Origin of the sequence: Cohnella baijiui (assembly GCF_020731285.1) — a bacterium.
Taxonomy (GTDB): Bacteria; Bacillota; Bacilli; order Paenibacillales; family Paenibacillaceae; genus Cohnella.
Genome location: NZ_JAJFOW010000037.1, coordinates 1 through 26,171, shown reverse-complemented (window position 1 = coordinate 26,171; position 26,171 = coordinate 1). Strand labels below are relative to the sequence as shown.

Annotated in this window: 19 protein-coding genes; 15 read left to right on the top strand and 4 right to left on the bottom strand. The window is 62.9% G+C overall.

Going from position 1 to position 26,171, the window contains the following annotated elements; genetic code table 11:
* The first annotated feature begins 123 nt into the window (after positions 1-123).
* The 6 genes from LKX83_RS25110 to LKX83_RS25080 all read left to right on the top strand — a co-directional run bounded on the left by LKX83_RS25110 (position 124) and on the right by LKX83_RS25080 (position 10,168).
* On the top strand, positions 124-1,404 hold the full coding sequence (locus LKX83_RS25110; RefSeq protein ID WP_227885585.1) for a DNA polymerase IV: 1,281 nt from the start codon (positions 124-126) through the stop codon (positions 1,402-1,404).
* 119 nt (positions 1,405-1,523) lie between these two features.
* Positions 1,524-1,760 carry a ferredoxin gene (locus LKX83_RS25105; RefSeq protein ID WP_209074546.1) on the top strand — a complete coding sequence of 79 codons (237 nt, stop codon included), beginning with the start codon at positions 1,524-1,526 and terminating at the stop codon, positions 1,758-1,760.
* A 228-nt stretch (positions 1,761-1,988) separates the two neighbouring features.
* The gene (locus tag LKX83_RS25100; protein ID WP_227885584.1) at positions 1,989-3,827 is read left to right on the top strand and encodes a CHASE2 domain-containing protein; all 1,839 of its coding nucleotides are present in this window, start codon (positions 1,989-1,991) and stop codon (positions 3,825-3,827) included.
* 32 nt (positions 3,828-3,859) lie between these two features.
* Positions 3,860-6,580, top strand: a complete 2,721-nt coding sequence (locus LKX83_RS25090) for a FecR family protein (protein WP_370639127.1) — start codon at positions 3,860-3,862, stop codon at positions 6,578-6,580.
* Positions 6,581-6,607: 27 nt separating this feature from the next.
* Positions 6,608-8,191: a stalk domain-containing protein gene (locus LKX83_RS25085; protein WP_227885583.1), complete on the top strand. Its 1,584-nt coding sequence runs from the start codon at positions 6,608-6,610 to the stop codon at positions 8,189-8,191.
* A 477-nt stretch (positions 8,192-8,668) separates the two neighbouring features.
* The gene (locus tag LKX83_RS25080) at positions 8,669-10,168 is read left to right on the top strand and encodes a L,D-transpeptidase (protein ID WP_227885582.1); all 1,500 of its coding nucleotides are present in this window, start codon (positions 8,669-8,671) and stop codon (positions 10,166-10,168) included.
* A 19-nt stretch (positions 10,169-10,187) separates the two neighbouring features.
* Here the strand turns inward: LKX83_RS25080 and LKX83_RS25075 are convergent, their stop codons facing one another.
* Positions 10,188-10,331, bottom strand: a complete 144-nt coding sequence (locus LKX83_RS25075; protein WP_227885581.1) for a hypothetical protein — start codon at positions 10,329-10,331, stop codon at positions 10,188-10,190.
* Between the two features lie 240 nt (positions 10,332-10,571).
* Between LKX83_RS25075 and LKX83_RS25070 the strand changes: the two genes are divergently transcribed.
* Both LKX83_RS25070 and yjbM read left to right on the top strand, forming a co-directional pair.
* Complete coding sequence (locus LKX83_RS25070) at positions 10,572-11,666, top strand: quinone-dependent dihydroorotate dehydrogenase (protein ID WP_227885580.1); 1,095 nt, start codon at positions 10,572-10,574, stop codon at positions 11,664-11,666.
* Positions 11,667-11,757: 91 nt separating this feature from the next.
* Complete coding sequence (yjbM, locus tag LKX83_RS25065; RefSeq protein ID WP_227885579.1) at positions 11,758-12,561, top strand: GTP diphosphokinase; 804 nt, start codon at positions 11,758-11,760, stop codon at positions 12,559-12,561.
* A gap of 119 nt (positions 12,562-12,680) precedes the next feature.
* On the opposite strand, the gene LKX83_RS25060 is transcribed toward yjbM, so the two are convergent.
* Complete coding sequence (locus tag LKX83_RS25060; RefSeq protein ID WP_227885578.1) at positions 12,681-13,646, bottom strand: helix-turn-helix transcriptional regulator; 966 nt, start codon at positions 13,644-13,646, stop codon at positions 12,681-12,683.
* A gap of 98 nt (positions 13,647-13,744) precedes the next feature.
* On the opposite strand from LKX83_RS25060, the gene LKX83_RS25055 reads away from it, so the two are divergent.
* The 4 genes from LKX83_RS25055 to LKX83_RS25040 all read left to right on the top strand — a co-directional run bounded on the left by LKX83_RS25055 (position 13,745) and on the right by LKX83_RS25040 (position 17,641).
* Positions 13,745-15,286 carry an RsmB/NOP family class I SAM-dependent RNA methyltransferase gene (locus LKX83_RS25055; protein ID WP_227885577.1) on the top strand — a complete coding sequence of 514 codons (1,542 nt, stop codon included), beginning with the start codon at positions 13,745-13,747 and terminating at the stop codon, positions 15,284-15,286.
* Positions 15,287-15,314: 28 nt separating this feature from the next.
* Positions 15,315-16,169 carry a pseudouridine synthase gene (locus tag LKX83_RS25050; RefSeq protein ID WP_227885576.1) on the top strand — a complete coding sequence of 285 codons (855 nt, stop codon included), beginning with the start codon at positions 15,315-15,317 and terminating at the stop codon, positions 16,167-16,169.
* 4 nt (positions 16,170-16,173) lie between these two features.
* Positions 16,174-16,989 (top strand): Cof-type HAD-IIB family hydrolase, encoded by an 816-nt coding sequence (locus LKX83_RS25045; RefSeq protein WP_227885575.1) that lies wholly within the window; start codon positions 16,174-16,176, stop codon positions 16,987-16,989.
* Positions 16,990-17,446: 457 nt separating this feature from the next.
* Entirely contained in the window at positions 17,447-17,641 is a 195-nt protein-coding gene (locus tag LKX83_RS25040) for a hypothetical protein (protein WP_227885574.1), read from the top strand.
* Between the two features lie 2 nt (positions 17,642-17,643).
* Here the strand turns inward: LKX83_RS25040 and LKX83_RS25035 are convergent, their stop codons facing one another.
* Positions 17,644-19,047, bottom strand: a complete 1,404-nt coding sequence (locus LKX83_RS25035; RefSeq protein ID WP_227885573.1) for an RsmB/NOP family class I SAM-dependent RNA methyltransferase — start codon at positions 19,045-19,047, stop codon at positions 17,644-17,646.
* Positions 19,048-19,983: 936 nt separating this feature from the next.
* Entirely contained in the window at positions 19,984-21,183 is a 1,200-nt protein-coding gene (locus LKX83_RS25030; RefSeq protein ID WP_227885572.1) for a GGDEF domain-containing protein, read from the bottom strand.
* 98 nt (positions 21,184-21,281) lie between these two features.
* Between LKX83_RS25030 and LKX83_RS25025 the strand changes: the two genes are divergently transcribed.
* The 3 genes from LKX83_RS25025 to LKX83_RS25015 form a co-directional block, all read left to right on the top strand.
* On the top strand, positions 21,282-22,430 hold the full coding sequence (locus tag LKX83_RS25025; protein ID WP_227885571.1) for a glycosyltransferase: 1,149 nt from the start codon (positions 21,282-21,284) through the stop codon (positions 22,428-22,430).
* 44 nt (positions 22,431-22,474) lie between these two features.
* Positions 22,475-23,773 (top strand): metallophosphoesterase family protein, encoded by a 1,299-nt coding sequence (locus tag LKX83_RS25020; RefSeq protein WP_227885570.1) that lies wholly within the window; start codon positions 22,475-22,477, stop codon positions 23,771-23,773.
* 73 nt (positions 23,774-23,846) lie between these two features.
* Positions 23,847-26,171: AAA family ATPase (locus tag LKX83_RS25015; protein WP_227885569.1), on the top strand; the 2,325-nt coding region annotated here is incomplete at its 3' end.

The following is a 26,171-nucleotide window of genomic DNA, read 5'->3' as shown; positions in this document are numbered from 1 at the left end:
AATTTAATCTATTATAGCATGGCCGCGTTCAAATGTAGAGGCGTGATGCACGTCCCGAACCGAATGTATATAATAGAAGAAAAGGACCGGGAAAATGGCGACGACGACAAGGAGGGGCATGCCGTGAGCGGAAACAGAAGGTACATCCTGCATATCGATATGAACGCCTTCTACTGCTCCGTCCACGCCGCCGAGCAGCCGGAGCTGTACAGCGGCAAGGCTACGGCCGTCGCCGGCAGCGTCGAGCTGCGCAAGGGCATCGTCGTGACGAGTTCTTACGAAGCGCGTGCCCGCGGCGTTCGTACGGGGATGACCGTACGGGAGGCGACACGCGCTTGTCCGGAGCTGATTCTGATCTCCCCGGACTTCCATCTGTATCGCCGGTACTCCAAAGGATTCATGCGGATCGCCGGCAATTACACGCCGCAGGTGGAGGCGGTGTCGATCGACGAATGCTTTCTCGATGTGACCGGCAGCGGCCAGTTCGGCACGCCGGTCGAAATCGCGGAAACGATCCGCCGACGCGTGAAGGAGGAGCTCGGCTTGCCGTGCTCCATCGGCGTCGCTCCGAACAAGCTGCTTGCCAAGATGGCTTCCGATATGCGCAAGCCCGACGCCGTGACCGTTCTTCGCAGGCGGGAGGTGCCGCAGCTGCTCTGGGGCAAGCCGTGCCAAACATTGTATGGGATCGGACGCAAAACCGCGGAAAAGCTAATCAGGATGAACATCCGGACGATCGGGGAGCTGGCTGCGGCGGACGAACGACTGCTGACCGACAAATTCGGCGTGTACGGCGCCTGGATGAAGCGTGCGGCGCATGGCTTGGACGACGCGCCGGTCGAACCGATCGCCGACGCAGCCAAGTCGATCGGCCACACGACGACGCTGCCCGCCGATCTGACGACGCAAGACGAGTACCGACGGGTGCTGTTGAATTTGGCGGACCAGACGACCCGACGACTGCGCAGACAGCAGATGATGTGCCACACGGTCCAGATCACGATCCGGGACCCCGACATGAAGACGATCACTCGTTCGTTTACAATGGACATTCCGACGGATACGATGGAGGATGTGCACAGGGAGGCATGCCGCCTGATGGACCGCCACTGGCGGACGGGCTCGCCCGTCCGGCTGCTCGGCATTACGCTGCAGGGGCTGTCGCCGAGAACGGAGACGGCCGTCCAGCTGGATCTGTTCGCCTACGAAGCCGCTCCCCGCAAGGCCGAGCTCACCAGCGTCATGGACCGTCTGCGGGACAAATTCGGAGAGAGCGCCGTTCTCACGGCGGGCATGCTCACCGACGATCCGTCCGCCCTGATCCGCAACACCCGTACCCGCGGGACGTCGCTCCAGAAGGACTTTTTGAGGGGAAGTAGCTCGGACGATTCGGACGCCGATTAGAACGTTTCCATCTGCAAATTCGTTTGATCTCCGACCCCTTTTGTATTATATTGGACATCAGAGGCCCTAGTTTCGCGTAATATATAGCGAGATTGAATCATATAGGAGGTTTATTTTCCATGGCTAAGTTCACTTATGTTGATAAAGACACCTGCATCGCTTGCGGCGCCTGCGGCGCGACGGCTCCCGACATCTACGACTACGACGACGAGGGTCTCGCGGAAGTCATCTACGCCAACGACGGCAACCATGGCAATACCGAGATCCCGGAGGATCTGTACGACGATCTCCAGGACGCATCCGACGGCTGCCCGACGGACTCCATCAAGATCGCGGATTCCCCGTTCAATATGTAAGAAACGACATTCCACCCTTTCCGGGCGCGACGGCCCGGGAGGGTTTTTTTGCGCTTATGTACGGCGTTACCTTCTGCTATCGCGCCTGTCAGGTGGGTCCGCCGACCGGTTGTATCGGTCCAAAAACCGATGCAGAGAGTCCTATATTTTTTGACAAAATCCAACACAGCCGCTAGGACTTCCATTATACTAAAAACAATGCCAAGATTTACATAGGTGGGGTCCGAGTTGAGAGAGAGAATCAAACGGATTGCGATCGCGATGAACGTCGTGCTCCTGCTTGCCGTCTTCTTCGTCGATCAGGAACGGTGGCTGCGGCGCCTGGACGCGCTGCTGTTCGACGCCAATATGCGGCAGGCCGCGACGCATCTGCCGAAGGATATCGTCGTCGTTGCGATCGACAACGATTCCCTGGCCGAGCTGGGCCGATTTCCGTGGGACCGCGCCGTCTACGCGCCGTTCCTCGACATGCTGAATCAGCCGGACGGCAAGCCGAAGGCGATCGCCTTCGACATCCTGTTCAACGACGCATCCGACCCGGACAGCGACCGGGCGTTCGCGGATGCGCTCTCCTCTACCGACAACGTCATCCTGCCGGTCATCGGCGTCACCGAGGGGGAAGTATTCGGCAAGCGCGTGGCCCGTCCCGACAAATGGCTATCGGTCGATCGGCTGGATGTGCCGCTCCCGATGTTTGCCGAGCATGCGAAGCTGGCCAACATCAACCGTGTCGTCAGCCCGGACGGGGTCATCCGCCAGACTTGGCTGAAGCTAGCGACTCAGGACGGCCAGGTCGTGCCGTCGCTTGCCTACGAGGCGGCCCGAATGGCCGGGGCGGACCTCAGCCGGTACGACGGCATGACCGATCCGGCGGGACTGTTCGAACCCGGAAGCGCCGTCGCCAAAAACACGATCACGATCGACTATCATCTGAATACGGAGGACATTACGACCGTCTCCTTCAGCCGCGTGCTGAACGGCGAGATCGATCCGAGCGTATTCAAGGACGCCGTCGTTCTCGTCGGCTTCACCGCGACCGGGCTGTCCGACGCGTCCGGGCAGGACAGCGGGACGACCCCGATCGAGAAGAAGATGCAGCTCGTATATGTCCATGCCAATATCGTCAACCAGCTGCTGAACGGCAGCAGCGTCTCTTATCCGCCGGCATGGACCCTTCTCCTCGGCGAGCTGCTGCTGTTCGCCTTGTTTGTCATCCTGCCTTGGCGCCTCAAAAACGTCATCTCCATTCTCGCGTTTCTCGCCGCCGCCGGCGGCCTGCTCTACGGCCAGATGGAGCTCTATCGGGCATCCGCACTGCAAATCCGGGTGGCGGACGCGATCCTGGCCATTACATTCGCTTATCTGACTAACGTTTCCCTCAAGTCCTATCTCGAAAGCGCGCAAAAGCAATTCGTCACCCGCCAGTTCGGCCGTTACATTTCCCCGGATCTGGTCCGGCAGATCGTCGCCCGGGATATCGACATCAAGCTCGGCGGGGACGCCAAGCAGATCACGGTCCTATTCCTCGATATTCGCGGCTTTACGCCGCTCTCGGAGAAGCTGACGCCGCCCGAGCTCGTCGATACGCTGAACACGATGTTCAACATGATCACCGAGACGACGCTCCGGCATCGGGGCACGATCGACAAATTCATCGGGGACGCGGCCATGATCCTGTTTAACGCGCCGCTGGATGTAGAGGACCACGAACGGTTGGCGGTACGGACGGCCTATGAGATTCAGCAAGGCATGGTCGACATTCGGGAACGGATCCGCGAGCGCTACGGCTGCGAAGTGAACGTCGGCATCGGCATTCACACGGGCCAGGCGGTCGTCGGCAATATCGGCTCCTATTTGCGGGTCGACTATACGGCGATCGGAGACAACGTCAACATCGCGGCCCGGATCGAGTCTCAGACGAAGCCCGGGCAGATCATGGTGTCCGAGGCCGTCTTCGAGCGGACGCGGACGAACTTCCGCTACGACGAGGGGGAAGATCGTTTGTTCAAGGGCAAGTCGCAGGCCATCCGGGTGTTTACGCTGTTAGGGCCGGCTTCGGCCGACTAAATCCGGACGGTCTCATTTTCATATAGGATGGCATGCATGTTCATTTCAAGGAGGAATCCGAGTTGCGTAAAGCCCTGATTCGTTTGTTATCCGCGCTTCTGGTGGCGCTCCCGCTCCTGGGGGTGCTTGCGGAGCCGACGTTCGCCGCCTCTTCCCGCGTGGCGATCATCAAGTCGCTGACCGGGGAGGTGTCCGTTCAGAAGGCCGGAGGCAGCAAGTCGTTCAAAGCCTTCGCCAAAATGAGCCTCAACCAGGGCGACATCATCACGAGCGGTCCGAAGGGATCCGCCGTGCTGCAGTTCGCCAACGGATCGTCGGAAGACGACCAGATGACGCTTGGCGCGGATACGTCGATGACGTTCGCCAAAGTGTCGGACAAAAAAGGAACCGTCACCAAGGTCAGCGTCCTGAAAGGAAACGTCTGGTCCCACGTCAAGTCGATCAAATCCGCGGAGGACGCGTTTCAATTGGAGACGCCGACGGCCAGCATGGGCGTAAGAGGCACGAACTTCGCCGTCGTCGTCGACCCGAAGACCGGGACGACGACCCTGCTCGTCCTGTCCGGAATCGTGCAGACCGGGCTGCCGTCCGCGCCGGCAACCGTCCCCGTATATCCGACGCAGCAGATTCAGCTGAATCCGTCGGATCGTCAGCCGGAGGCAAAGATCGCCTTCGCGGATCTGAACGCGTTTGTTCAGTCGGCTTCAAGCGAACTGGTCCAGGCTATCATCAAGCAGGCGCCGGAGATCAATCAGGAAAACGAGGCGTTCATTCAACGGCTTCAAAACGGGAATGGGCTCCTGCAGCCTACGTCCTCCTTCCAAATTCCATCCGACTTGAGCCCCGTACAGCAAAACCTGGAACAGCTCGTCGGCAATCTCGCCCAAAAAGCGATCGAGCAAAACAAGTCGATCTCAAGCGACATTCAAAAAGCGATCGACGAAGCCAACAGTAAAATGACGGATCTCATGAAAAAACTGGATCTCGGCAACGTCAAACCGCTGGATCCCGCCGCGGGGACCGACCCTTCCCAATCGGCATCGGCCAAGAATGCCCAGGCCGAATACGAGGCGCAGCTCAAGGAAGAACAGATGAAGCAGATGCAAGAGCTTCAAAAAAAGATGCTGGATATGCTGAAGAAAATTCAAGAGGAGAAAACCCGGCTCACGCAGCAGAACCGGAACAGGCAGATGGTCCTCGATCAGCAGGCGCTGGACGCCTATTTGAAAGGGATGACCGATGCCGAACGCCAAGCGTTCGAGCAGAACCGCGCCGCCCTCGGGCTACCGCCGGTCGCGACGCCCGCACCTACGCCTACGCCGGTATCGCCGGGAGGATCGGGAGGTTCCGGCGGTTCGCCGACGCCGACGCCTGCACCTACGGCTACGCCGACACCGACGGCTTCTCCTTCTCCGACGCCTAGCGCAACGCCGACGACCTCTCCGTCGCCGACGCCGGCGCCTTTCTACGGCGTGAAGTATGCGGACGCGAAAGGCGAGCCGTTGCAATTGGCGTTTGCGCCGGACCAACACGTCTACGAAATGAAAGTCAGCGCCAACAACGCCGATCTCACGATCACGGGCAACATCTCCGCAGATTTGCCGATTAAGAAAATCTGGTCGAACGACATTTCGTATACGCCGAATGCGGACGGGGAATTTAGGATTCCGCTGCGTTCAGGCTCCGAAGCCGATAACGTGATTTCCATTTGGACGTCCGACGAAGAGCCCGGCAATGACGAGTCGGTATCTACGTTATACGTCGAGAGGGCGGACACGCCGGAGGGCATCATATCTTGGTCTGCCATGGACCAAGACGAACATTGGTTTGATTGGTACAATATCGCCAGCAACAAATATGCTGCCGGGACCAGGTCTACGGACACGGAAAGACTGGCACTCCAGATCCAAGTGGAGGAAAATGTCGAATCCATCCACGTTGGTGTGGATGGCGTGGGAGCGGATCTGTCGCGTTTCGATGGGGAGGATTATCGAATCTTCTTTGGAGAAATCTTTGATTCGCTGGCGGCCAACCAGGCGACCTCGTTTACCTTAACTTTGAAGGATGCGGAAGGCCGCATGATCGGCCAGCCGCAGCAGATGTTCTGGATGAATGGAATACCCGAAAGCTTGCTGTTTGAGTTGAGAGACGGCAGTGGGACCCCCGCTCGCGTGAATTTGGAAGATGCTGAAGAAATGAATTTCTCGGCCGATGTCTCTCCGGCAACCGAGGAGATTGTATTTGCACCTAACGAGATGGGGCTCGTTCCCCTATCCGTTTTGGCTAACGGGGAGAACACCTATTTGCCGAGTACCGATGGGCTGATCCGCATTCCGTTAATGGAAGGTCCTGATCAAGTTTTGTTTGCCGATATGGGACCCTTCGTGATCCGGATCCACCTTTACAAGGATTTGCCAGATGGACTGAACGCGTTTCAGGTGAAGGATCCGAACGGCGATCGTTTGGTGTGGAACAAAAAACCTGTTGAAGGCGAACAACCCGTCTATCGAGCATTATTGTATAGCCTAGAGTTTGAATCTTCCATAGAATTCGAAGTGAATTCGGGGCAGGAAGTAGAGCTCTATATTAGCGGTGAAAAACGCTATACTTTTAATTCAGTTTACCCGACCTTTACTTTCCCCGTTAGCGAACTGAAAAGGGTAGAGGAGGGGCCTTTTACTTCCTATGAGTTTGACCTCACGATTCAAGGCGTCCTGAACAGATTCATTATTACCATTGAGAGTCTTTCTTAAGATTTTGGCCAACAAAGGAGCATGCATATGAAACTTCCTTCTCGCAAAGTCCTCGCGGCGGCGCTGGGACTCGCCCTTGCCGTGTCCGGGCCGGCTGCGGCGTCGGCCGCAGCCGACATCGGCTGGACCCAGTCGGGCAAGCTGTACGAAGTGCGCACGTGGGCCGGACAGGCGGAGCCGGGTGCTAAGGACGGCAAGCCAGCCGAGGCTTCGCTCTTTTATCCGTACAGCATCGCGCAGCTGCCGGACGGCAAGCTGCTCGTCGCCGATCGCGGCAATCACCTGATCCGGACGCTGACGCGGGACCAGCTCGCGACTTACAGCGGCCTCTCCATCGGCGGTGACGAATCCGGGCTGCCGCTCGGTGCATATCACGACGACAAGGCTCCGCAAGCGGCGTTCGATTCGCCGAAGGGCGTCGCCGTCGACCGGCAAAGCAACGCCTTCGTTGCCGATTCCGGCAACCATGCGATCCGCAAAGTCGCCCAGGACGGAACCGTGACGACGCTGGCCGGCAACGGGCTGCTCGGGAGCGACGACGGACAAGGCGCCAAGGCGACATTTAACGCGCCTTCCGACGTAGCGGTGGACGACCGCGGCAACGTGTACGTCGCGGACACGTTGAATCACCTCATCCGCAAAGTCGCGCCCGACGGTACGGTCACGACTCTGAACGCGGCTTCTACCCGCGTCGTGCAGGTTGTCCCGGGCGCGGTGGAGTCGGCCGGAGACTTCGCGGACGGCCCGATCGCCTCCGCGAAGTTCAATGAACCGAGCGGTCTCGCCCTCGACCCGAAAGGCAATCTGTACGTCAGCGATCGCGGCAACCAAAACATCCGCTATATCGACTTCGCCGCCGGGACGGTGACGACGGTGGCGGGAGGCACGCCTACCTATGCGGCAGGCAGCAGCCTCTATGCGGCCGGCGACTATGCGGACGGCCTGGCCGCCGACGCAAGGTTCCACGCGCCCGAAGGTCTCGCGGTCGCACCGGACGGCACGCTCGTCATCGCGGACGGTCTGAACCACGCGGTTCGGCTGCTCAAGGACGGCAAGGTCACGACGCTCGCGGGCGAAGGCGGCGAGTACGGCGCAGCTGACGGCGTCCTAACCGCAGCTATGTTCAATCACCCGACGGACGTCGCCGTCCTCTCGGACGGCCGCCTCGCCATCGCGGACGAGAACGGGCAAAAGGTTCGGATCTTGGCCAAGTACAGCGGGTCGAATACCGTAACCAAAGACGGCAAAGTGAAGACGCTGTTGAACGGCGTCCTGCTCAAGACCGAGTCTCCCGCCTTGCTGGAGCAAGGAGCGGTCCTGCTGCCGCTGCGCAGCGTCGGCCAAGCGCTCGGCTACGAGGTGAGCTTCGACAGCCGTGCGAAGACGGCCAAGCTGGCCAAAGGCGGGGTCGTATACGGCATCGCCGGCGGGCAAAAGAAAGTCGTTAAGCAAATGAACGGCGCGTCGAGCGAGCTGGTTCTGAACGGCGCGCCGGTCGTCCGGAACGGCAGCTTGTACGTACCCGTCCGCTTCTTCGCCGCGGAGGCGAATCTCGACATTCAATGGGACGGAGCGGTCGGGACGGTCGTCATTCGCACCCCGACGTTTTGATTGAAGCCATCATAAACCGCCGCGGACAGCTCGCTGTCCGCGGCTTTTTTTTGCATACGGCCATTCCGCCAACGGGACTTTATCCGGAATAGGGGATTCGGAATTCGAATGGCGCAAGCGCTAACGGATTCAGGAGCCGCTATTTTGCGTCCAAAGCGCTGATGAAGATTTTAACGGATCTATACGGTCTTATATGGGGGCATAGAGGCGAAATCCGCGCTTTCGGAATGAAATAACGTCTCTACGGTCCGTTAGAATCGAATGTTTTCAATATTTAATGAAATAACGTCTCTGAGATCCGCTAGCCGCTTTCCGGCGCCATCGGGCTGTTCGCCGACTCCGTTGAACGCACCGTCCTCCCGCCCGGTATCGCCAACCCCGAATGTCGTTTTTTTCGCGTGCTTGCGGCCGAATTAAACGCCAAGCCGCCGACGGCCGATATAGAAAAGGAGAGATGAGGGCAAGGGGGCGGGGAACATGGGCAAGAACGACCGCTTAAACAAGCAAATCGATCAATTTTACGAGCAAGTGCCGGAAGTGTCGGACGCCCATCCGATGAAGGACTACTTGTTGAAGCACGAAAACAACCAGATGGCCTGGTACTTGCTGGGCAAACAATATATGGAGCGGGGCGAAGTCGCCAAGGCGAACTACTGCTTCCGCGAAGCCGGACCGGTCTACGAAGCGTTCGAGCAGCAAGCCCATCCGCTCGCAGGCAGCGAACCCGAAGAGGGCCGAGGGGGACGGCGCGCCAAAAGACGCCGCAGAGGCCTCCTGCTGACGGCGGCTGGCATCCTGCTGCTCGCGCTGGGATTGCTGCCGGCGGGAGACCGGGCGCACGCGCCCGCGGGAATCGAGGCGTCGGCGGCGGAGCCGGACGCGTTAGACGCAGCTGCCGAACCGGGCGATACGGCGGCTTCGCCGTCACGGGTGCCGGAAGGCCCGAAGGGAGCTGCTGCTGCCAGGGCTCCGAAGGTCGGCTTGGTCGCGGGCGCTTCCGGCCCGGGTGACGATGGCCAGCGCGCCTTGGGCGAGCTGCTGCTGCATCGGACGGCGGCGGCGCCGTCCTTGCTCGCCGAGACGCCGCAGCTCGGCAAATGGACGGACTGGCAGCGGAGCGGGCGGCCGCTCGCGCAGGTCAAGCCTTCGCCGGATCGGGCTGCTGCGGCCGTCGATTGGTACGCGCCGGGATGGTGTCCCTGCAGCACCGCGCAGGATGCGGCTCCGATCGCCAAGCAGATCCGTGCCTGGAAGCCGCTTCAGGAAGGGAAGCTCGTGCTGCGGTCGGCGATCGTCCGCTATCGGGAACGGACGGGCAAGTGGCCATCCAGCCCGGCGTCGCTCGCGGGCGCCTATCCGAACAACACGCTTGCGGGTACCGACCCGGCGCTGGAAGGTTGGTTTCGGGAGCTTCGTGAAGATCTAGCGGCCCGGAACGTCGCCAAGCCTGCGGACGTCGGCTGGCCGGCCGCGACGGGACCCGAGGCGGGCGACGGCCGGCCGGCGGGGAAGCTGGGCGCGATCGCCGAGCAGGCGATCGAGATCCGCGTTGACATGACGAGACACCGGCTGGCGGTCGTCGCGGGCGACATACTGGTGCGGAATTACGCGGTCGGACTCGGAGCGAAGAATACGCCGACGCCGGAGGGGAGCTTCGTCATCACGGAGAAGGTGCGGAATCCGAACGGGCGCTCGGACGGCGCGTTCGGCAGCCGGGGAATGACGCTGTCGGATACGCTGTATGCCATCCACGGCACGGACGAGCCGGAGAGCATCGGCCAAAACGAATCGCTCGGCTGCATTCGGATGAAGCGCGAGGACCTGGAGGAGTTGTACGATCTGGCGCCGCTTGGCACGAAAGTGACAATCACGCAAGGGGGGCTGCCCTCCGAGCTCCGCGCGCCGGCGGAGCGATTCCGCCTGAAGCCCGCGGAGGACGAGACCAACCCCCGCAAAACGTACAAATGGTTAGGATAACGAGCGGTGCAACAGAGGCTTAGCCGTTCCAGATCAACAGGACGGCCATCGCGACGACGATGACGACGAAAATGGCGCCCGTCCAGATCAGCGCCCGCTTGTTGACAGTTTCGCCTTGCTGCTGCTTGCGGGTGATCGGGGGCTGTTTTTTGGTGGCGCTCATCGCAATCAACCTTTCCGTGAAAAAATAAAAGAAGCTCCTTTTATTGTAAACGCTTGCGGGCGAAAACGCCAGATAGCGATTCCTGCCGGAAAGGGCGTCTGTTCCCTTTTCTTTTAGACGAGAAAAGGCTAAACTGTTACCCGAGGGTTGCTTCATGATCGCTTTATCTCCGCCGGGACGCGAAGCCGTGGCGCTTCGGACGTCGGCGGAGGCTTGGACGATGAAAGGATGCTGAATTCGTTGCTGTATAAGTTGGCTAAACCTTTGTTTTTCCGTATGGATCCGGAGGCGGCGCATCATCTGGTCGTAGACGGAATGGGGACGGCCGCGCGCGTGCCGGGCATGCCTCAATTGCTCTCGGGATTGTGGGGCGTCGGCGAGTCGCCGGAGCTCGCGGTCGATCTGTTCGGCTTGCATTTCGCTCATCCCGTCGGTCTCGCGGCCGGCTTGGACAAGAACGCCAGGGCGGTCGCCGGATTTTCCCGCGTCGGCTTGTCGTTCATGGAGGTCGGCACGGTCACCCCGCTCGGACAGGCGGGCAACGAACAGCCGAGGCTGTTCCGGCTGCCGCCGGACGAGGCGCTCATCAACCGGATGGGCTTCAACAACGAAGGCGCCGACGCGATGGCGGAGCGGCTCGGCAAGCTCCGCAAGCGGCGCGTGCCGATCGCGGTGAACATCGGCAAAAACAAGCTGACGCCGAACGAAAACGCCGCCGACGACTACCGGGCTTGTCTGCGGAAGCTGTACGCTTACGGAGACTTCTTCGTGGTGAACATCAGCTCGCCGAACACGCCGGATCTGCGCAAGCTGCAGCACGGGGATGAGCTGCGGCTGCTGCTGGACGCGGTGAGGGACGAAATGGCCGTACAGGCGGAGCGGCAGGGCGGACTCCCTAAGCCGATCCTGGTGAAGGTGGCGCCCGACAACGACGAGGAACAGCTCGCCTATATGGCGCAAGCGATCACCTCGAGCGGGATGTCCGGTATCATCGCGACGAATACGACGATTGGCCGCGACGGGCTGACGCACGCGAACGCGCGCGAAGCGGGCGGACTCAGCGGACGTCCGCTGACAGAGCGGTCGACCGAGGTCGTCCGCTCCCTGTACGCGATGACGGGCGGCAAGCTGCCGATCATCGGTTCGGGCGGGATCATGGGGGCGGACGACGCCTACGCCAAGATCCGGGCGGGCGCGCATCTCGTCGAGGTCTATACTGCGCTGATCTACAAGGGGCCGGGCGTCGTCAAAGAGATCGTCCGGGGACTTCGGGAGCGTCTCGCACGGGACGGATTCCGCCAAATTGCCGAGGCGGTCGGCGCAGATCATCGTTAACGAGAGGACGGGCGGCAGGCCCCGGATTTCGAACAATCGGGCAAGGTGCGGCGGGTTCCGACCGAACGCGCGGCAGAGAGGAAGTTGAACGATGGACGGTAGAGATTGGAACAAGTTCCTGCTGCCCTATCAGCAGGCCGTAGAAGAGCTCAAAGTGAAGCTGAAGGCGCTGCGAACGGAGCTGAAGGCGCGCGACGAATATGCTCCGATCGAGTTCGTCACCGGCCGCGTCAAGCGCATCTCCAGCATTTTGGAAAAGGCCAAACGCCTGAGCGTGCCGATGGACCAGATCGAGACCGGCATCGAAGATATCGCGGGCATCCGCATCATGTGCCAGTTCGTCGAAGACATCCACCGGGTGGCGGATCTCGTCCGGCTGCGCAAGGACTGGAAGGTCGTCTACGAGAAGGATTATATAACCAATTACAAGGACAGCGGCTACCGGAGCTACCATATTATCGTCGAATATCCGGTTCAGACGTCGCTCGGCTCGATGCCGGTGCTGGCCGAAATCCAGATTCGGACGCTGGCGATGAATTTCTGGGCGACGATCGAGCATTCGCTGAACTACAAGTACCGCGAGCATCTGCCGGAGCACGTGAAGGAACGGCTGCGCAAGGCGGCGGAGGCGGCCTTCCAGCTCGACAAGGAGATGTCCAGCATCCGGCAGGAAATCGTCGACGCCCAGCAGGACTTCGAAGAGAAGTCCGGCATAGTCCGCAAGGTGCTAAACGACATCCAAGGTCTGTACTTCTTCCGCCGCGTCCGCGAAGCGGCGCAGTTCCAGCTGCGCTTCAACGAGCTGTGGGAGCAGGAGGACATGTGGTCGCTCGCCGAGCTGTCCCAAGAGATTCAGGCGGCGCTCATCCGCGCGGGGAAAGGCTCGAATGTCTGAGCAAGGACCGGGCCCGAACGGGACTCGGAACGCCCGGACGGGATCGGGAAGAAAGAGACGGGTCGACGTCCGGAAGGACGTCGACCCGTTTGCGCGAGGCGGAAGAGCGAATATCGCGATTAGCCTTGACCGTAATGGGACACGAGCGCCGTCGCGATTTCGAGCATACGCGCCTTGAGCTCGGGCGGCTCGGCGACCTGCACCGCGCCGCCGTAGGACAGGAGCATGTAGGGCAGATAGGTCGTTAGCGAAGCTTCGGGGATGCGGGAGACGACTTCCCCTTTCGATTGCGAAATGATCCCGTGGCCGAACTGCCAATGCTCGCTTAGGTCGGCAATGGCGTCGGGATACCCCGTCAGGCGTACCTTGACCGTGCCGATCGCGGCGTCGGCGCCGGGCAGCAGGCTGCCCAGAAAATAGCGCCGGGCATCGAAATCGGCCGGCCGCGCAAACGAATCGTCGGTCGAATGAATCCGCTCGATCCGGTCGGCGCGAAAGCTGCGGACGTCGTCGCGGAGATGGCAGCGGCCGATGACGTACCACTTGCTTTTCCAATGGACGAGACCGTATGGGTCGAGACGCCGCGTTTCGGCCGCTTCTCCCCTTTCCTTGCGATAATCGATTCGGACGGTGCGGCCGTCCGCGACGGCTTGCTCGAGCGCCTGCAGCAATTCGGCGACCGTCCGGTCCGGCGAAGGACTGATCACGTTCAGCCCGGCTTCGTGGCGGTCGATCGCCTCGCGCTGCTCGTCGTTCGTGTAGCGCTTCAGCTTGGCGACCGCTCGCCCGAGCGCTTCGCCGTAAGGATAGCCGGCTTCCTCCGCGAACTGAGCCGCGTGGACGAGCGCCTTCTGTTCTTCCAGATCGAAGAAGAGCGGCGCTTCGTTGAGCGGGTGCAGCAGCTTGTACCCGCCGCCTGGCCCCGCGTCCGCGATGATCGGCACGCCGCTCGCGCAGAGCGCATCGATGTAGCGGTACACGGTGCGGATATGGATTTCGAGCTCGTCGGCAAGCTGCTTGGCCGTCAGTTGCTTTCCGGTCTTGAGAAGCCATAGAATGGATAACATATTGTCGGCTTTGGACATGGGGAGCTCCTTCGGCATTCCGCCATGGACAAGCGCGGAAGACTCCTTTCCATTATAGCCGATCGCAAACAGCAAACAACGGGGGAGAACGGAAAGACATGCGGTTACCGGAACGATTCGCGGAAGAGATGGCCGCCCTGCTTCGGGATGAAGCGGAGCGCTTCTTCGCGAGCTACGAGCAGCCCAAGCAGACGGGTCTGCGGGTGAACGGGCTGAAGCTGAGCGGAGTAGACTACGAGGCCCGGTTCGGTCGCCGCGGAGCGCCGATTCCGTGGACCGAGGACGGCCGCTATACGACGGAGGGGGACGATCGGCCCGGCAAGCATCCGCACTATGACGCGGGTCTCTACTATATACAAGAACCTAGCGCGATGGTTCCCGCCGAGCTTCTGGACGTCCGGCCCGGGCATCGCGTCCTGGACTTGTGCGCGGCGCCGGGCGGCAAGACGACGCAGCTCGCAGCCAAGCTCCGGGGCGAGGGCGTGCTGGTCACAAACGACAACGCGGCCGAAAGGACGAAAGCGCTGGCGAAAAACGTGGAGCGGGCGGGCATCCGCAACGCCGTCGTGACGAACGAAGAGCCGGCGAGGCTCGCCGATGCCTTCGGAGCCTTTTTCGACCGCGTGCTCGTGGATGCGCCTTGCTCCGGCGAAGGCATGTTCCGCAAAGACGAGGATATGGCGCGGCTATGGGAGCCGGGTTGGCCGCGGCGTTACGCGGCGATGCAGGACGCGATCCTCGCGGAGGCGGCCCGGATGGTGGCGCCGGGCGGGCGCCTGGTCTACTCGACGTGCACCTTTTCGCCGGTCGAGAACGAAGGGACGATCGCACGGTTTCTGGCAGCGTTCCCCGACTTTGCGGTCGTGCCGATCGCGGCGCCCGCGGCTTGGGGCTTTGCGCCCGGCCGCCCGGATTGGCTGAGCGCGGAGGAGGCGGCGGGATTGAACGAGCCGCGGCGGGCGTCGCTCTCCGGCACCGTCCGGCTGTGGCCGCACCTTTGCCGAGGAGAAGGGCATTTCGCCGCGCTGCTGGTCCGGGAAGGCGAAACGCCGGAGCGGGAGGTTCCGCTCCCGGCTTCGCCCGTAGTTGAAGGCAGAGGCGCACGGCCGATGCCCGTCCGCGACGCGAAAGGAACGCGCAAGGCGATCAGGGGCGGCAAGAGACCGGCGACCGTGGAGCCGGAGACGGACGTCCTCGGCAAGTTCGACGCTTTCGCCGCGGACGCGCTGGGCGGATGGCAGCCGCCCGGCCGCTTGTACGTGCGCGGAGATTATCTGTACGCGCTGTCCGCCGACATCGGCGAGGGACAGCTGCACCGCTTGAAGGTTGTCCGTTCAGGCTGGCTGTTAGGCATGGCCACGAAGCACCGCTTCGAGCCGTCGCAGGCGCTCGCGATGGGCTTGTCCGCCGGCGAAGCGGCGCGCGTGCTTTTGCTAAGCGCGGATGAAGACGCCGCCTTGCGCTATTTGCGCGGAGAAACGCTGCAGCCGGATCCGGACCGCGTCGCCGGACGGGACGGCCGATCCGATACGGGCCGCGGCTGGACGCTTGTCTGCGTCGACGGGTATCCCGTCGGCTGGGGACGCTGGGACGGCGCGACGTTAAAGAACGAATTGCTGCCGGGCTGGCGCAGGGTTTGACCGGCAACGGCGGAGGAAGGAGTACGAGATGAAAAAAACGATGCGTCTGGACAAGATGCTGGGCAACCTGGGATACGGCACGCGAAGCGAAATCAAGCAGTTCGTCCGGCAAGGCGCCGTTACGGTGAATGGCGCGATGGCGAAGGACGCGGGCATGCAGATCGATCCGTCGGCGGACGAAGTCGTCCTGAACGGCGAGCGGATCGTCTACCGCGATACCGTCTACATTTTGCTGAACAAGCCGGCCGGATTCGTTTCGGCGACGGAGGATACGAGAGACCGGACCGTGATCGATCTGCTGCCCGAGGAACTGCGGGTGTTTTCACCCTTTCCCGTCGGACGGCTCGACAAGGATACGGAGGGCTTGCTGCTGCTGACGAACGACGGCAAGCTGTCCCACGAGCTGCTGTCCCCCCGCAAACACGTGCCGAAGACGTACCGGGCGCTCGTCGACGGAGAAGTCGGGGAAGCGGACGTGCAGGCGTTCGAAGCGGGCGTCGCGCTCGACGACGGCTACGTGACGCTTCCGGCGGTACTCCGGGTGCGGTCCCGGACGAAGGGGACGGAGCCGTTTGCCGAAGACGACGCCGAGTCGGCCGTCGCCCGCCTGAATGTTCATCCGCCGCTTGCGGCGAATCGCGCGGCGTATGCCGAAGCGGCGGGAAGCGGACGGACGCTCAGCTGGATCGAGCTGACGATCCGGGAGGGCAAGTTCCATCAAGTGAAGCGCATGTTCCAAGCCGTCGGCAAGCAGGTGCTGTATTTGCGGCGCGTCTCGATGGGCCCGCTGCCGCTCGATGCCGGTCTTGCGCCCGGCGAATGGCGCGAGCTCTCGAAAGCCGAAACGGAGGAGCTGCGCGGCGAACGACAAATACGGGGGTAACCACATGACTTATCGACTCATCGCATTGGATGTGGACGGCACACTGCTGAACGACGATCACGAGCTGTCTCCACGGGTCGCGCGAGCGGTGCTGGCGGCGGCGGAGCACGGCGCCGAGATCGTGCTCTGCACCGGCCGGGGCTCTACGAGCGCGCTGACGGTGCTCGAGCAGCTGGGCTTGTCCGGAACGGTTATTACGCATAACGGCGCCTCGGTCGTAGACAGCGTCACGCGCGAAGTGCTGCACGAGGCGGAGATCGCGGCCGCCGCGGTGGAGCGGTACTTGGCGCTTTTCCGGGAGCGGGGTCTTCACTTTGACATGAACACTGCGTTCGATCTGTTCACGGAACGGCTGGACGAGGAGACGTCCGACATGTACGAGCGCATGCTGACCAAGCCGATCTTGCGCGCTGCCGCCGAGGGAATGCCGCCCCGTACGGTCAAGATCTCGATCTTCGCGCCGAAGGAGTCCCTTGACGAGCTGGAGCTGGCCTGGCGGGACTGGGATCACGAGTTGCAGACGATCCGCAGCGGCGACTTCTTCATCGATGTGCAGCATACGGACGCTTCCAAAGGGGCGGCGCTCTCCCGGTTGGCGCGGATGCGCGGCATCCCGCGCGAAGAAGTGCTCGCCATCGGCAACTACTACAACGATATCGGCATGCTCCGGTTTGCCGGGTGCGGCGTGGCGATGGCCAATTCGCCGGACGAAGTCAAGGAAGCGGCCGACGAGGTCACGGTATCGAACAACGAGGACGGCGTCGCCGTCGTGCTCGAAGCCAAGGTATTGAGGATAGGAGCAAACGGAATCGGTGTTTGAAACCCAAGTCCCAATGAAAAGGATAGAACGAAATCGGCGTTTGGCGCGTCGTCTGGCGGAATGCTCCTTGGGGGAGCGATCGCGAAAAAGGCACCCGGTTGCGAGGGCAACTCGGGTGCCTTTGACGTTTCCTCAAAAACAAGCCGGCTCGACGCGGTCCGCTGGGCCATTCTCCTTATATTACACGCAGGATGAGGACGAGCAAGATGAAAAGGACGAGTGCGAAAGCTCCCGAACTGTAGTAGCCGTCTACAACACCGGACATGCAAACTCCTCCTTTGCGTTGCGGTAAGTGGTAGGCGACCGTGCGTGAGGCGGCGCTGCCGTCTTCCTCGACCGACCTAACTTATCCTATGGACGAACGTATAGGTCCGACTGGACACTTACCCGGCTTCGGCCAAAATTAGGCCGGCGCGGATCGGGAGAGGAGCCGTCGCGTTGGCGGGAGGTTTTCCGCTTGGGACCCGGCATTCGGCGCGGCGTGCCGGCAGATGCCGGAGAGTTGCTGAACATGACCGTCCGGGTTGGGAAAGGGCTGAAAGCCTCTGGTGGCGGGATAGCGGCGTGTAACCCGAAAATCGGGTTACAGCTCGTCTGGCGAAATGCCGAAATGCCGAAATGCCGAAATGCCGAAATGCCGAAATGCCAATAAGGTTACCCCTGTTGCCGCAAGCCTTTAGGGTAGTGGTTTTTCCGCCAGCCGTCGCTTGACTTGAACCAGCCGAGGGGAAGGCTGCCCGTCGTCAGCAGCCCCCAGCCGCGTTCGCCCGGAACGGCGGGGAGCGATTCTCCTCTGCGGTAGGCGGCGACTTCCGGGGCGTCCGGCGGATAATCGGCGGAGAGGGAGGCCTGTCCAGCCGCGGCCGCCAGCGCGAGCGCGTGCCCGGGCTCGAACCGGCCTTTGCGGTATTCGCCGAGATGCAGGCCCGGGCGAAGCGTCTTGAGGCCGGCGAGACCGGACGGCTGCACCGCCGAGCCGGGCGGTACGGGAAACCAGTATAGCGCCTCCCCGAAAAGCAGCGGCGTCCCGTCCGCCGGCAACGCGAAGCCGGGCAGCACGTCTTCGGCGAACGCCCGGTACGCCTGGAGCGCGGTTTCCGCGGCTGCTGCGGCGGCATTCGGCTTTGCGTTTCGGACGCCTTTGCGCGGCGAGTCGGATGATGGCCGCACAGGTTCGGCGCTATCGGAATCTTGTTTTTCCAAGACGGCGGCGTAATGTCCTTCGCCTTCGCCCCGGTGCGGCCACATGCGGTGCTCCCCAATCAGTCGGAAGTCGGGAAACGCGCGCAGGAACCAGGCGATCGTCTCCTCGTTCTCCTCCCGATTGAAGGTGCAGGTGGAGTAGACGAGCCGGCCGCCCGGCTTCAGCATCGCCGCCGCATCCGGCAAGATGTCGCACTGGCGCACGGCGCACGCTTGTACCGCCTCGGGCGACCACTCGGCGATGGCGTCCTGATCTTTGCGGAACATGCCTTCCCCCGAGCATGGGGCGTCCAGCATGATGCGGTCGAACGCTTCGGGCCAGCGCTCGGCGAGCGGCCCCGGCGCCGCGCTCACGACGACCGCGTTCACGATGCCCATCCGCTCGACGTTCTCCGAAAGGATGCGCGCCCGGGCGGGGTGGATTTCGTTGGCCACGAGCAGTCCTCGCCCCCGCATTTTGCCCGCGATCTGAGTCGTCTTGCCGCCAGGCGCCGCCGCGAGATCGAGCACCATGTCACCCGGCTGAGGATCGAGGAGCTCTGCGGCGATCATCGCGCTCGGCTCCTGAATATAGATCAAGCCAGACGCATGGAAGGGGTGCTTGCCCGGCCTGGCGTCTTCCTCGTAGAACCAGCCATCCGGGCACCACGGGATCGGGGCAAGCCCCCATTCCTGCGCGATTGCCGGCGGCGCGGGCATTCTTCCCCGTTCGTCCCGCTGGACGTCCAGCTTCAGCGGATTCAGGCGCAGGCCAACAGCGCGCGGTTCCGCAAAGCTGCGGAGGAAGGCGTCCGCTTCCCCGCCGAGCTGTTCCCGGATGCGCGCGGTATAGGCGGGAGGTAGGGTTGGCGTCATGTCAGTCTCTCCTTCGGTGGCGCGGAGCGCGCGTCGAAATCAATGGTCCTAGTATACACGAATCTTGCTTACAATTGGATCGCCTTGCCGATTGCTCGTTTCCGAAAAGAGGGATAGAGATGAGAAAGCAGATCTGGATTCTTTCTTTCGTCAGCTTGTACTAGATGCTCGGATGCTCCGATGATCAAAAACCGAACACTCGGACAGCATCTCCCTCTGATCCAGCTATGAAAACCGAAACGCCCAAACCCACAGATGTGTCCAAGCCACGCATGTACAGAATCCGTTGAACACATATGCCTTAAAGGTCAATGACCATACCGTGGCGCTGCATGATTGGGATGACCAAGTAAATTTGCAGCAAATCCTTGGCGAACCCCTCTCGGAAGACGTCGAAGCGCTCCAATTTGACGGTCGGGGTGATTCGACACAAGTCGACTCACGACGCGGATTCGGCATGCTGCTTACGAATGTGCGATAGGAGATGAAGGCCGGAAAGGTCGCTCAAAATCAAGATTTTCATACCTAAGCCCCAGCGACGGTTTCGGCTAGTGAGGTGCAAGGTGTAACGATTGCAGATGAGCTTATTGGGGCCAAAATGGTGATTTACGAACGGTAACGGTTGCCAACGTTGTTATTTGTGAACTTTCATCGTATGAAGGGATCCGAGAGGAGAAATAAGCTCAACCACAACCGTTATCATTTTAAAATGACGTTTCTGCGCCATATAAGCTCGGCAGCAACCGTTAGCCTGCCCGAATCCATGACGCACGTACAATCAAGGTTTCCAAGATGGAGATGTTTCCCTTTTCTCCATCGTGCCATGCCTGATGTTGTACGTACCCTGATCGACCAACAAAAAACGGGTATCCGGGCCGCGGACGAAGTCCGGCGGTCCCAGATACCCGCTGACGCGCGACGCTGACGCGGCGGCGCCTAGCGTTTGCGCCGGCCTGACGCCGCGCTCTCCAGGCCGAAGTTGTCGGCGCCGGCGAGGGCGGCATAGTCGGTGACGCGGTTTTTGCCCGAATGTTTCGAATGGTACATCGCCTCGTCCGCGTGCTTCATCAACTGATCGGCCGTCATGCCGGGCTCGGCCATGCAGTGGCCGACGCTAACGGTGACGATCGTCTCCTTGGCCACACGCGCCCGGATGAGCTCGGCGACGGCCAGGGAGGATGTGCCGGGGCTTGCGACGAACGCCACCAGCTCCTCGCCGCCGTACCGTCCCGCGAGGCCGATCCCTCCGGTTTCCTCCATCAGAATCGCCGCGACCTGCTTCAGCACGATGTCGGCCTGCTGATGGCCCTGCGTGTCGTTCAGCTTCTTGAAGTTGTCGATGTCGCAGAAGATGGCGCCGGTTTCCTTGCCGGCGCGGAGCACCGAATCGAGCTGGCCGGTGAAGAAGCGTCGATTGAACAGATTAGTCAAACCATCGGTGATCGACGAGCGGTAAGCCGACTGCAACAGCTCGACCACGCGCTCGAACAGCAGCATGAACAGCAAAATATAGTAGCCGACCGGCAGAAGCGCCGCCGCCCCCGCATAAAATGGAGAATCGGCTCCCCAATACTCGCCCGCCATCGCCGCGAGCTGTCCGCCGAAGGCCAGGGCCAATCCGGCGACGTATCTGCTTGATTGCAGCAGATGCGGCCCGAACATGAGCGCGAACAGGGGGCTCAGCACGAGCATGTAGCCATCGAGCACGGGCGCGAGGAGGCCGGAGTCGGCCATCGGCTTCGCCAGCCCGCCCGTCGCGACGAAGACGTCGCATACCGCGATCGTCAATCCGATCGCCATCAGCCCGAACAGCCAGGCGCGCGTACGCGGACGCCGCTTGTAATACAGCTCGAAGACGGCGAAATTCAGCAGAACAAACGCCAGCGTGCGCAAAACGGCTCCGCCGAACAGGGCGATCGGCGTGCCGAGCCGGTCGTCCAGCGCGGCGACGAGCTGGAACGCATGGTAGGCGGCGATGACGCCCAGCGAGATGAGCAGCGTGCGATACGCCTTGCGGCGGCCAAGCGCGATCAGCCGGTAGGACATGAACAGCATCAGCGCGAGAATGACGACGGCGACGGCCGAAGAGAATGCCAGCAGGAGACCGCGGTCGTGCCAGATGGTAGCTACGTTCATAAAGGCTCCTCTTGGGCGTTTTCTTTACAGAAACATATGTTCTAATATATCATAACTTTGATAGACCGAGAAAGTAGGGCAGAGGAGGAAATCGCCTCATGAACATTTTGCAGGCGCTGTTTTTTCCCCCGGAACAGCCGGGCGGCGTTTCTTCCATGGTCCCTTATATCGGAGAACGGTTTCGCAAAATCGGTTGGGAGATGGAGCTTTTCTCGATCCCCAAGCGCATTCGCAACAAAGGGCAGGAAGACATCGAATTCGACACATTCGATTGGCGCGCGTACGCCGGTCATCCGGTCGTCGACAAATACATGCAAACGCTCAAAGACTATATCTGGTGGAGCCGGCTTCGCCTCAAGGGCGCTTACGACTTGATCCACGCGCATCATCCGGTCGCCGCGCTCGCGATGAAGCGGATTTATCCCGGCACACCGCTCCTCATGACGGTGCACTCGAGCTACGAGCGGGAGCTGATCCTGAACGGCCGCATTCCGGCGGACGGGCCGGAGCATCGGTTTCTCACCTCGCTGTACGGGGAGCTGGAGCATCATGCCGATCGGATGCTGACCGTCTCGCGGTCGTTCGCCGATTACATGGGCGCTTATATGAATCGGCCGGAAGCGATCGGCGTCATTCCCAACGGCTACGACGAGCGGCGTTTCAAGCCGATCTCTCACGAGAACGAAGTGACCCAGCTCGTGACGGTGTGCCGCCTCGTGCCCGCCAAAGGGCTCGATCTGCTCCTTCGGGCTTGTTCGGAGCTGCGCAAGCGGGATCGCAAGTTCGTGCTGCACGTCATCGGCGACGGGCCGATCCGGCCGGAACTCGAAAAGCTGGCGCAGGATCTGGGCATCTACGACGAGACGATTTTCTACGGCTATATGCTGCACCCCGAAGAGATGATGCCCTTCTTCGACGTGTTCGTGCTCCCCTCCCGCGCGGAAGCGTTCGGCTCCGTGTTCGCCGAGGCGGCGCTCTGCCTGCTTGCGCTCGTCGGCACGAACGTGGGCGGCATCGCCGAGCAGATCGAGGACGGCAGCAACGGGCTGCTCGTGCCTTCGGAAGATCCGGCAGCGCTCGCCGAGGCGCTGGATAAGCTGATCATCGATCCGCACTACCGCTACGAGCTGGCGCGGGCGGCGATGAACAAAGCGAAGAAGACGTATTCCTTGAACCGGGTCATCCAAGAGCTGAAAAAAATATACGTGGCGATGGGGCCGGCGAAAGACGCCGAACCGCAGCCGTAGACGCGGAAGTTCAATTCCGCGCGACATTCTTTCAGAAACGGAGCGTGCCGCGAACCGTGGGCATTCCCTTTACCTTTTTGCATGCGGCGGATCTGCACCTCGACAGCCCGTTCCGCGGACTCGGCAAGGCGCCCGCCGAGGTGCGCGACCGGCTGCGCGAATCGACCTTCGCCGCCTTCGATCGGCTAATGGAGACGGTCCGCCGCGAGCGGCTCGACTTCGTCGTGTTCGCGGGCGATTTGTACGACGCAGCAGATCGTTCCTTGAAGGCGCAGCTGCGCATGCAGCGCGCCCTGAACGAGCTGGCCCGGGAGGGCGTCCAGACGTTTATCGTCCACGGCAACCACGACCCGGTCAGCGGCTGGCAGTCGAAGCTCGACTGGCCGGAGACGGCGCACGTATTCGGGACGGAGGACGTCGAATGCCGTCCCGCATACCGCCGGGACGGCCTGCTGGCCGCGCATGTATACGGCATTTCCTACGCCGACGCGAGCGTGACGGACAACCTCGCATCCCGATACCGGACGACAGAGGGCGCCCCGTTTCATTTGGCGCTCCTGCATGCCAACGTCGACGGAAACGCGGCCCACGACAATTACGCCCCTTGCAAGCTGGCGGAATTGGCGGGGGCCGGTTTTGACTATTGGGCGCTCGGCCATGTTCACGACCGCCGCGTGCTGCGCGAGTATCCGCACGTCGTTTATCCCGGCAATATTCAGGGACGCAGCGTCCGGGAGACGGGGGCCAGGGGCGCTTACGTCGTCCGCGTCTCCGCCGAAGGGCAGGTCGCGCTATCGTTCCGGGACGTCTCCGACGTGCGTTGGCGGGAGACGGACGTCGCCATCGACGGCGCGGAGCGCGAGCAGCAGTTGAAGGAACGGCTGCTCGCGGCCGTAGACGGGGCGCGGGCCGACGCCGCCGGCCGTCCGGTCGTGCTGCGCCTGCGTCTCGTCGGCTCGGGGCCGCTTCATGCGCGACTTGTGCGCGAGAACGCCGGCGAAGCGTGGCTCGGCGAGCTGCGCGAATGGGTGGGCGAGCCGGACGAGCGGGACGACTGGGTGTGGGTCGAGCGGCTTGCCGTTGCGACGACCGGCACGGGCGACGATGCCGCGGCCGAGGATGGGCAAGGCTTCCTCGGCGAGCTGGCGCGTCTCGCGCGAACCGGGAGGGCGGACTCGGCCCTCTCGAGGGAGCTGCTGGCGGACGCGACGGAGGCGTTGCGACGGCAGCCGCGGCTCCGCGAATGGCTGGACGGTCGCGGCGACGAAGCCCGGGCGGAGCTGCTCTCGCGGGCTGAAGCGCTCGCCGCCTTGCTGCTGAGGGACAAGTCCGAGGGCGAGTAAGACGGCCATGAAACCTAAGTTTCTAAATCCGTACACAAGTCTTTATTACCGTACATAAGAAGGAGGCGCGAGCGTGCACATCAAGGAGCTGCATATCGACGGCTTTGGCGCGTGGCACGATATGCGCTGCCGTTTCGACGCGCCCGTCACCGTCGTGTACGGGCCGAACGAAGCCGGCAAGAGCACGCTGCTTCGCTTCATCCGCACGATGCTGTACGGCTTTGCGACAAGGGCGCAGCTGCCGGAGCGGGGCGAGCCGGTCCGCGGCGGCCGCCACGGCGGCCGGCTCGTCCTGCGGGACGGCGACCGGGAGCTGATCCTGGAGCGTTACGCGGACGGCGCCGCGCGAAGGGGCGGAACGGCCGTTCTCCGCGACGACGCGGGCGCCGAGCGGACGCTGACGCAAGCCGAGGTGGAGCGGCTGCTGCTGGGGGGCGTCTCCGAGCGGCTCTTCCGGCAGCTGTTCGCGGTGACGCTGGACGAGCTTCACGAGCTGCGCACGCTCCAGGGGGAGGAGATCGGCAACTATCTCTACCACGCGGGCATGGCGGGCGGCGCGGCGCTGACTGCAGCCGGCAAATGGCTGAACGCGGAGATGGATCGTCTGTACCGGCCGAAGGGCTCGACCCAGACAATCAATCTGACGCTGGCGGACATGAAGGCGTTCGAAACGGCGCTCCGGCAGTCCCGGCAGGGAATCGCCGCCTACCGGGAAGCCACCGCTCGCCTGGCCGAGACGGATCGCGAGATCGACGCCTTGGAGGCGGGACTGCCGGCCCTGCGGGAGCGCGAGGCCTTTCTCCGGGGCGCGCTGGAGGCGAGGAGCTGGTGGCTCGACGCCGAGGCGGCGCGGCTCGCGGAGGCGGAGCTTGCGGCGCAGCTGCCGCCGGACGCGCGCGTGCAGGCCCCGCTCGGCGAGGAGGCGTCGGCCCGGTGGGAGACGCTGCTGAGGCGAAGCGCGGACGCGCAAGCCGCCTGCAAGCTGGCGGAAGAGGCACTGGCCGAGCTGCGGAGCGAGCGGAACGCGCTCGTCTGGGACGAGGCGCTAGTCGCCGCCGCGTCCCGCATCGAAACGCTGGACGCGCGAAGGGAAGCGGCGGTCGCACGCCGCTCGGAGCTGACTGAGGTTGCCGCGGACCTGCGTTTGCTGGAGGAGGCCGCGGCCGCCGCGCTCCAGCGGGTGTCGCCGGCCTGGACGGAGGACGACGCCCGTCGCTTCGCCGCGATGGCGGAGCGGGAGGAGGGCGGCCGCCTGCGGCAGCGGCTCGCGGAGGCGGAACGGGTGCGCGACCGGATCGAAGCCGAAGCGCAGCGTATTCGCGGCGATCAAGCGGCGATCCAGGCGGAGCTGGCGGCGGAGGAAGAAGCTTCTGCGTCGCCGAACGAAGCCGCCAGCGCCGCTGGGGCCGCCGCATCGTCGGATGTCGAGGCGGTCGCGTTCGTACCGCGAACGCGAGAGGCGCTGCTTGGCGTTTGGCATGAACTCGAGGACGAACTGCGCGAGTTCGATCGCGCCGGCCGGGAGGCCGCCTGGGCGGCAAAGAGCGCCGTGGCGACGCAAGACACTGCGCATGCGCGGGGGCGGCTCGACGCGGAGACGTCGCACTCCGCCGGTAGAGTCGCCGCCCGGCGTCGCAGAGCGAACGATCCTGCGGACGATAACGCGGCGCTGCGCCGCGGCCTTCGGATCGGCGCCGTCGCGCTCGCGATCCTCGGAGCCACCGTAGGGATCGCCGCGTTCGCGAGCGGCTCCATGGAAGCTGCGGGTCTCTACGGCGTGCTCGCGCCCGTACTGCTCGCCGCCTCCGGTGCCGCCCTGTGGCTCGGGATGCGCGTCTCGCGCGGCGCCCCGGGCCGGGCGGCGCCCGCAGACGGCCCTGATGTCGGCGCGGCAGCTGCAGTCGAAGCGAGCGTGCGCGAGGCCGAAGCTGCGCTGCACCTCCGGGCCGGGCAGGCGCGGGAAGCGCTGGCGCGACTGATCGCCCGGCCCGCGGCGGTGGCGGCGGCGCTCGCGCCGGACGGACGCGCAAGCGGTGCGGAGGCGTACGAAGCGGTGCAGGCGGAGGCGGAGCGTCTCCGCCGCTGGCTGCGCGACGGGGTGCAGGCACAGCTGGATCGCTGGAGCGCGATGGACCGTGCGCAGGCGAGGCTGGACGACATTCGCCGCCGTGGGGAAGCGGTCGCCGCCGAGGCAGCCCGCGTCGAGCGGGATCGTCAGACGGCGGAGACGCGCTGCGGCGAGTGCCGGCGGCAGTGGCAGGACTGGCTCGCCGCCTGGAAGCTGCCGGAGCGGCTCGCGCCCGAATCGCTGCCCGAGCTAGGGCAGCTCGCGGATCAGGCGCTTCAGCAGCTGGGATTTCGCGATGCGGGTATCGAACCGAATGCGCAAGCCATCCCC

Bases quoted from the DNA above. Each gene is read 5' to 3' on its own strand.
- LKX83_RS25025 (WP_227885571.1), top strand. From the start codon at position 21,282: ATGAACATTTTGCAGGCGCTGTTTTTTCCCCCGGAACAGCCGGGCGGC.
- yjbM (WP_227885579.1), top strand. From the start codon at position 11,758: ATGGACGGTAGAGATTGGAACAAGTTCCTGCTGCCCTATCAGCAGGCC.
- LKX83_RS25030 (WP_227885572.1), bottom strand. From the start codon at position 21,183: ATGAACGTAGCTACCATCTGGCACGACCGCGGTCTCCTGCTGGCATTC.
- LKX83_RS25090 (WP_370639127.1), top strand. From the start codon at position 3,860: ATGCATGTTCATTTCAAGGAGGAATCCGAGTTGCGTAAAGCCCTGATT.
- LKX83_RS25055 (WP_227885577.1), top strand. From the start codon at position 13,745: ATGCGGTTACCGGAACGATTCGCGGAAGAGATGGCCGCCCTGCTTCGG.
- LKX83_RS25105 (WP_209074546.1), top strand. From the start codon at position 1,524: ATGGCTAAGTTCACTTATGTTGATAAAGACACCTGCATCGCTTGCGGC.
- LKX83_RS25080 (WP_227885582.1), top strand. From the start codon at position 8,669: ATGGGCAAGAACGACCGCTTAAACAAGCAAATCGATCAATTTTACGAG.
- LKX83_RS25050 (WP_227885576.1), top strand. From the start codon at position 15,315: ATGAAAAAAACGATGCGTCTGGACAAGATGCTGGGCAACCTGGGATAC.
- LKX83_RS25045 (WP_227885575.1), top strand. From the start codon at position 16,174: ATGACTTATCGACTCATCGCATTGGATGTGGACGGCACACTGCTGAAC.
- LKX83_RS25075 (WP_227885581.1), bottom strand. From the start codon at position 10,331: ATGAGCGCCACCAAAAAACAGCCCCCGATCACCCGCAAGCAGCAGCAA.
- LKX83_RS25035 (WP_227885573.1), bottom strand. From the start codon at position 19,047: ATGACGCCAACCCTACCTCCCGCCTATACCGCGCGCATCCGGGAACAG.
- LKX83_RS25060 (WP_227885578.1), bottom strand. From the start codon at position 13,646: ATGTCCAAAGCCGACAATATGTTATCCATTCTATGGCTTCTCAAGACC.
- LKX83_RS25085 (WP_227885583.1), top strand. From the start codon at position 6,608: ATGAAACTTCCTTCTCGCAAAGTCCTCGCGGCGGCGCTGGGACTCGCC.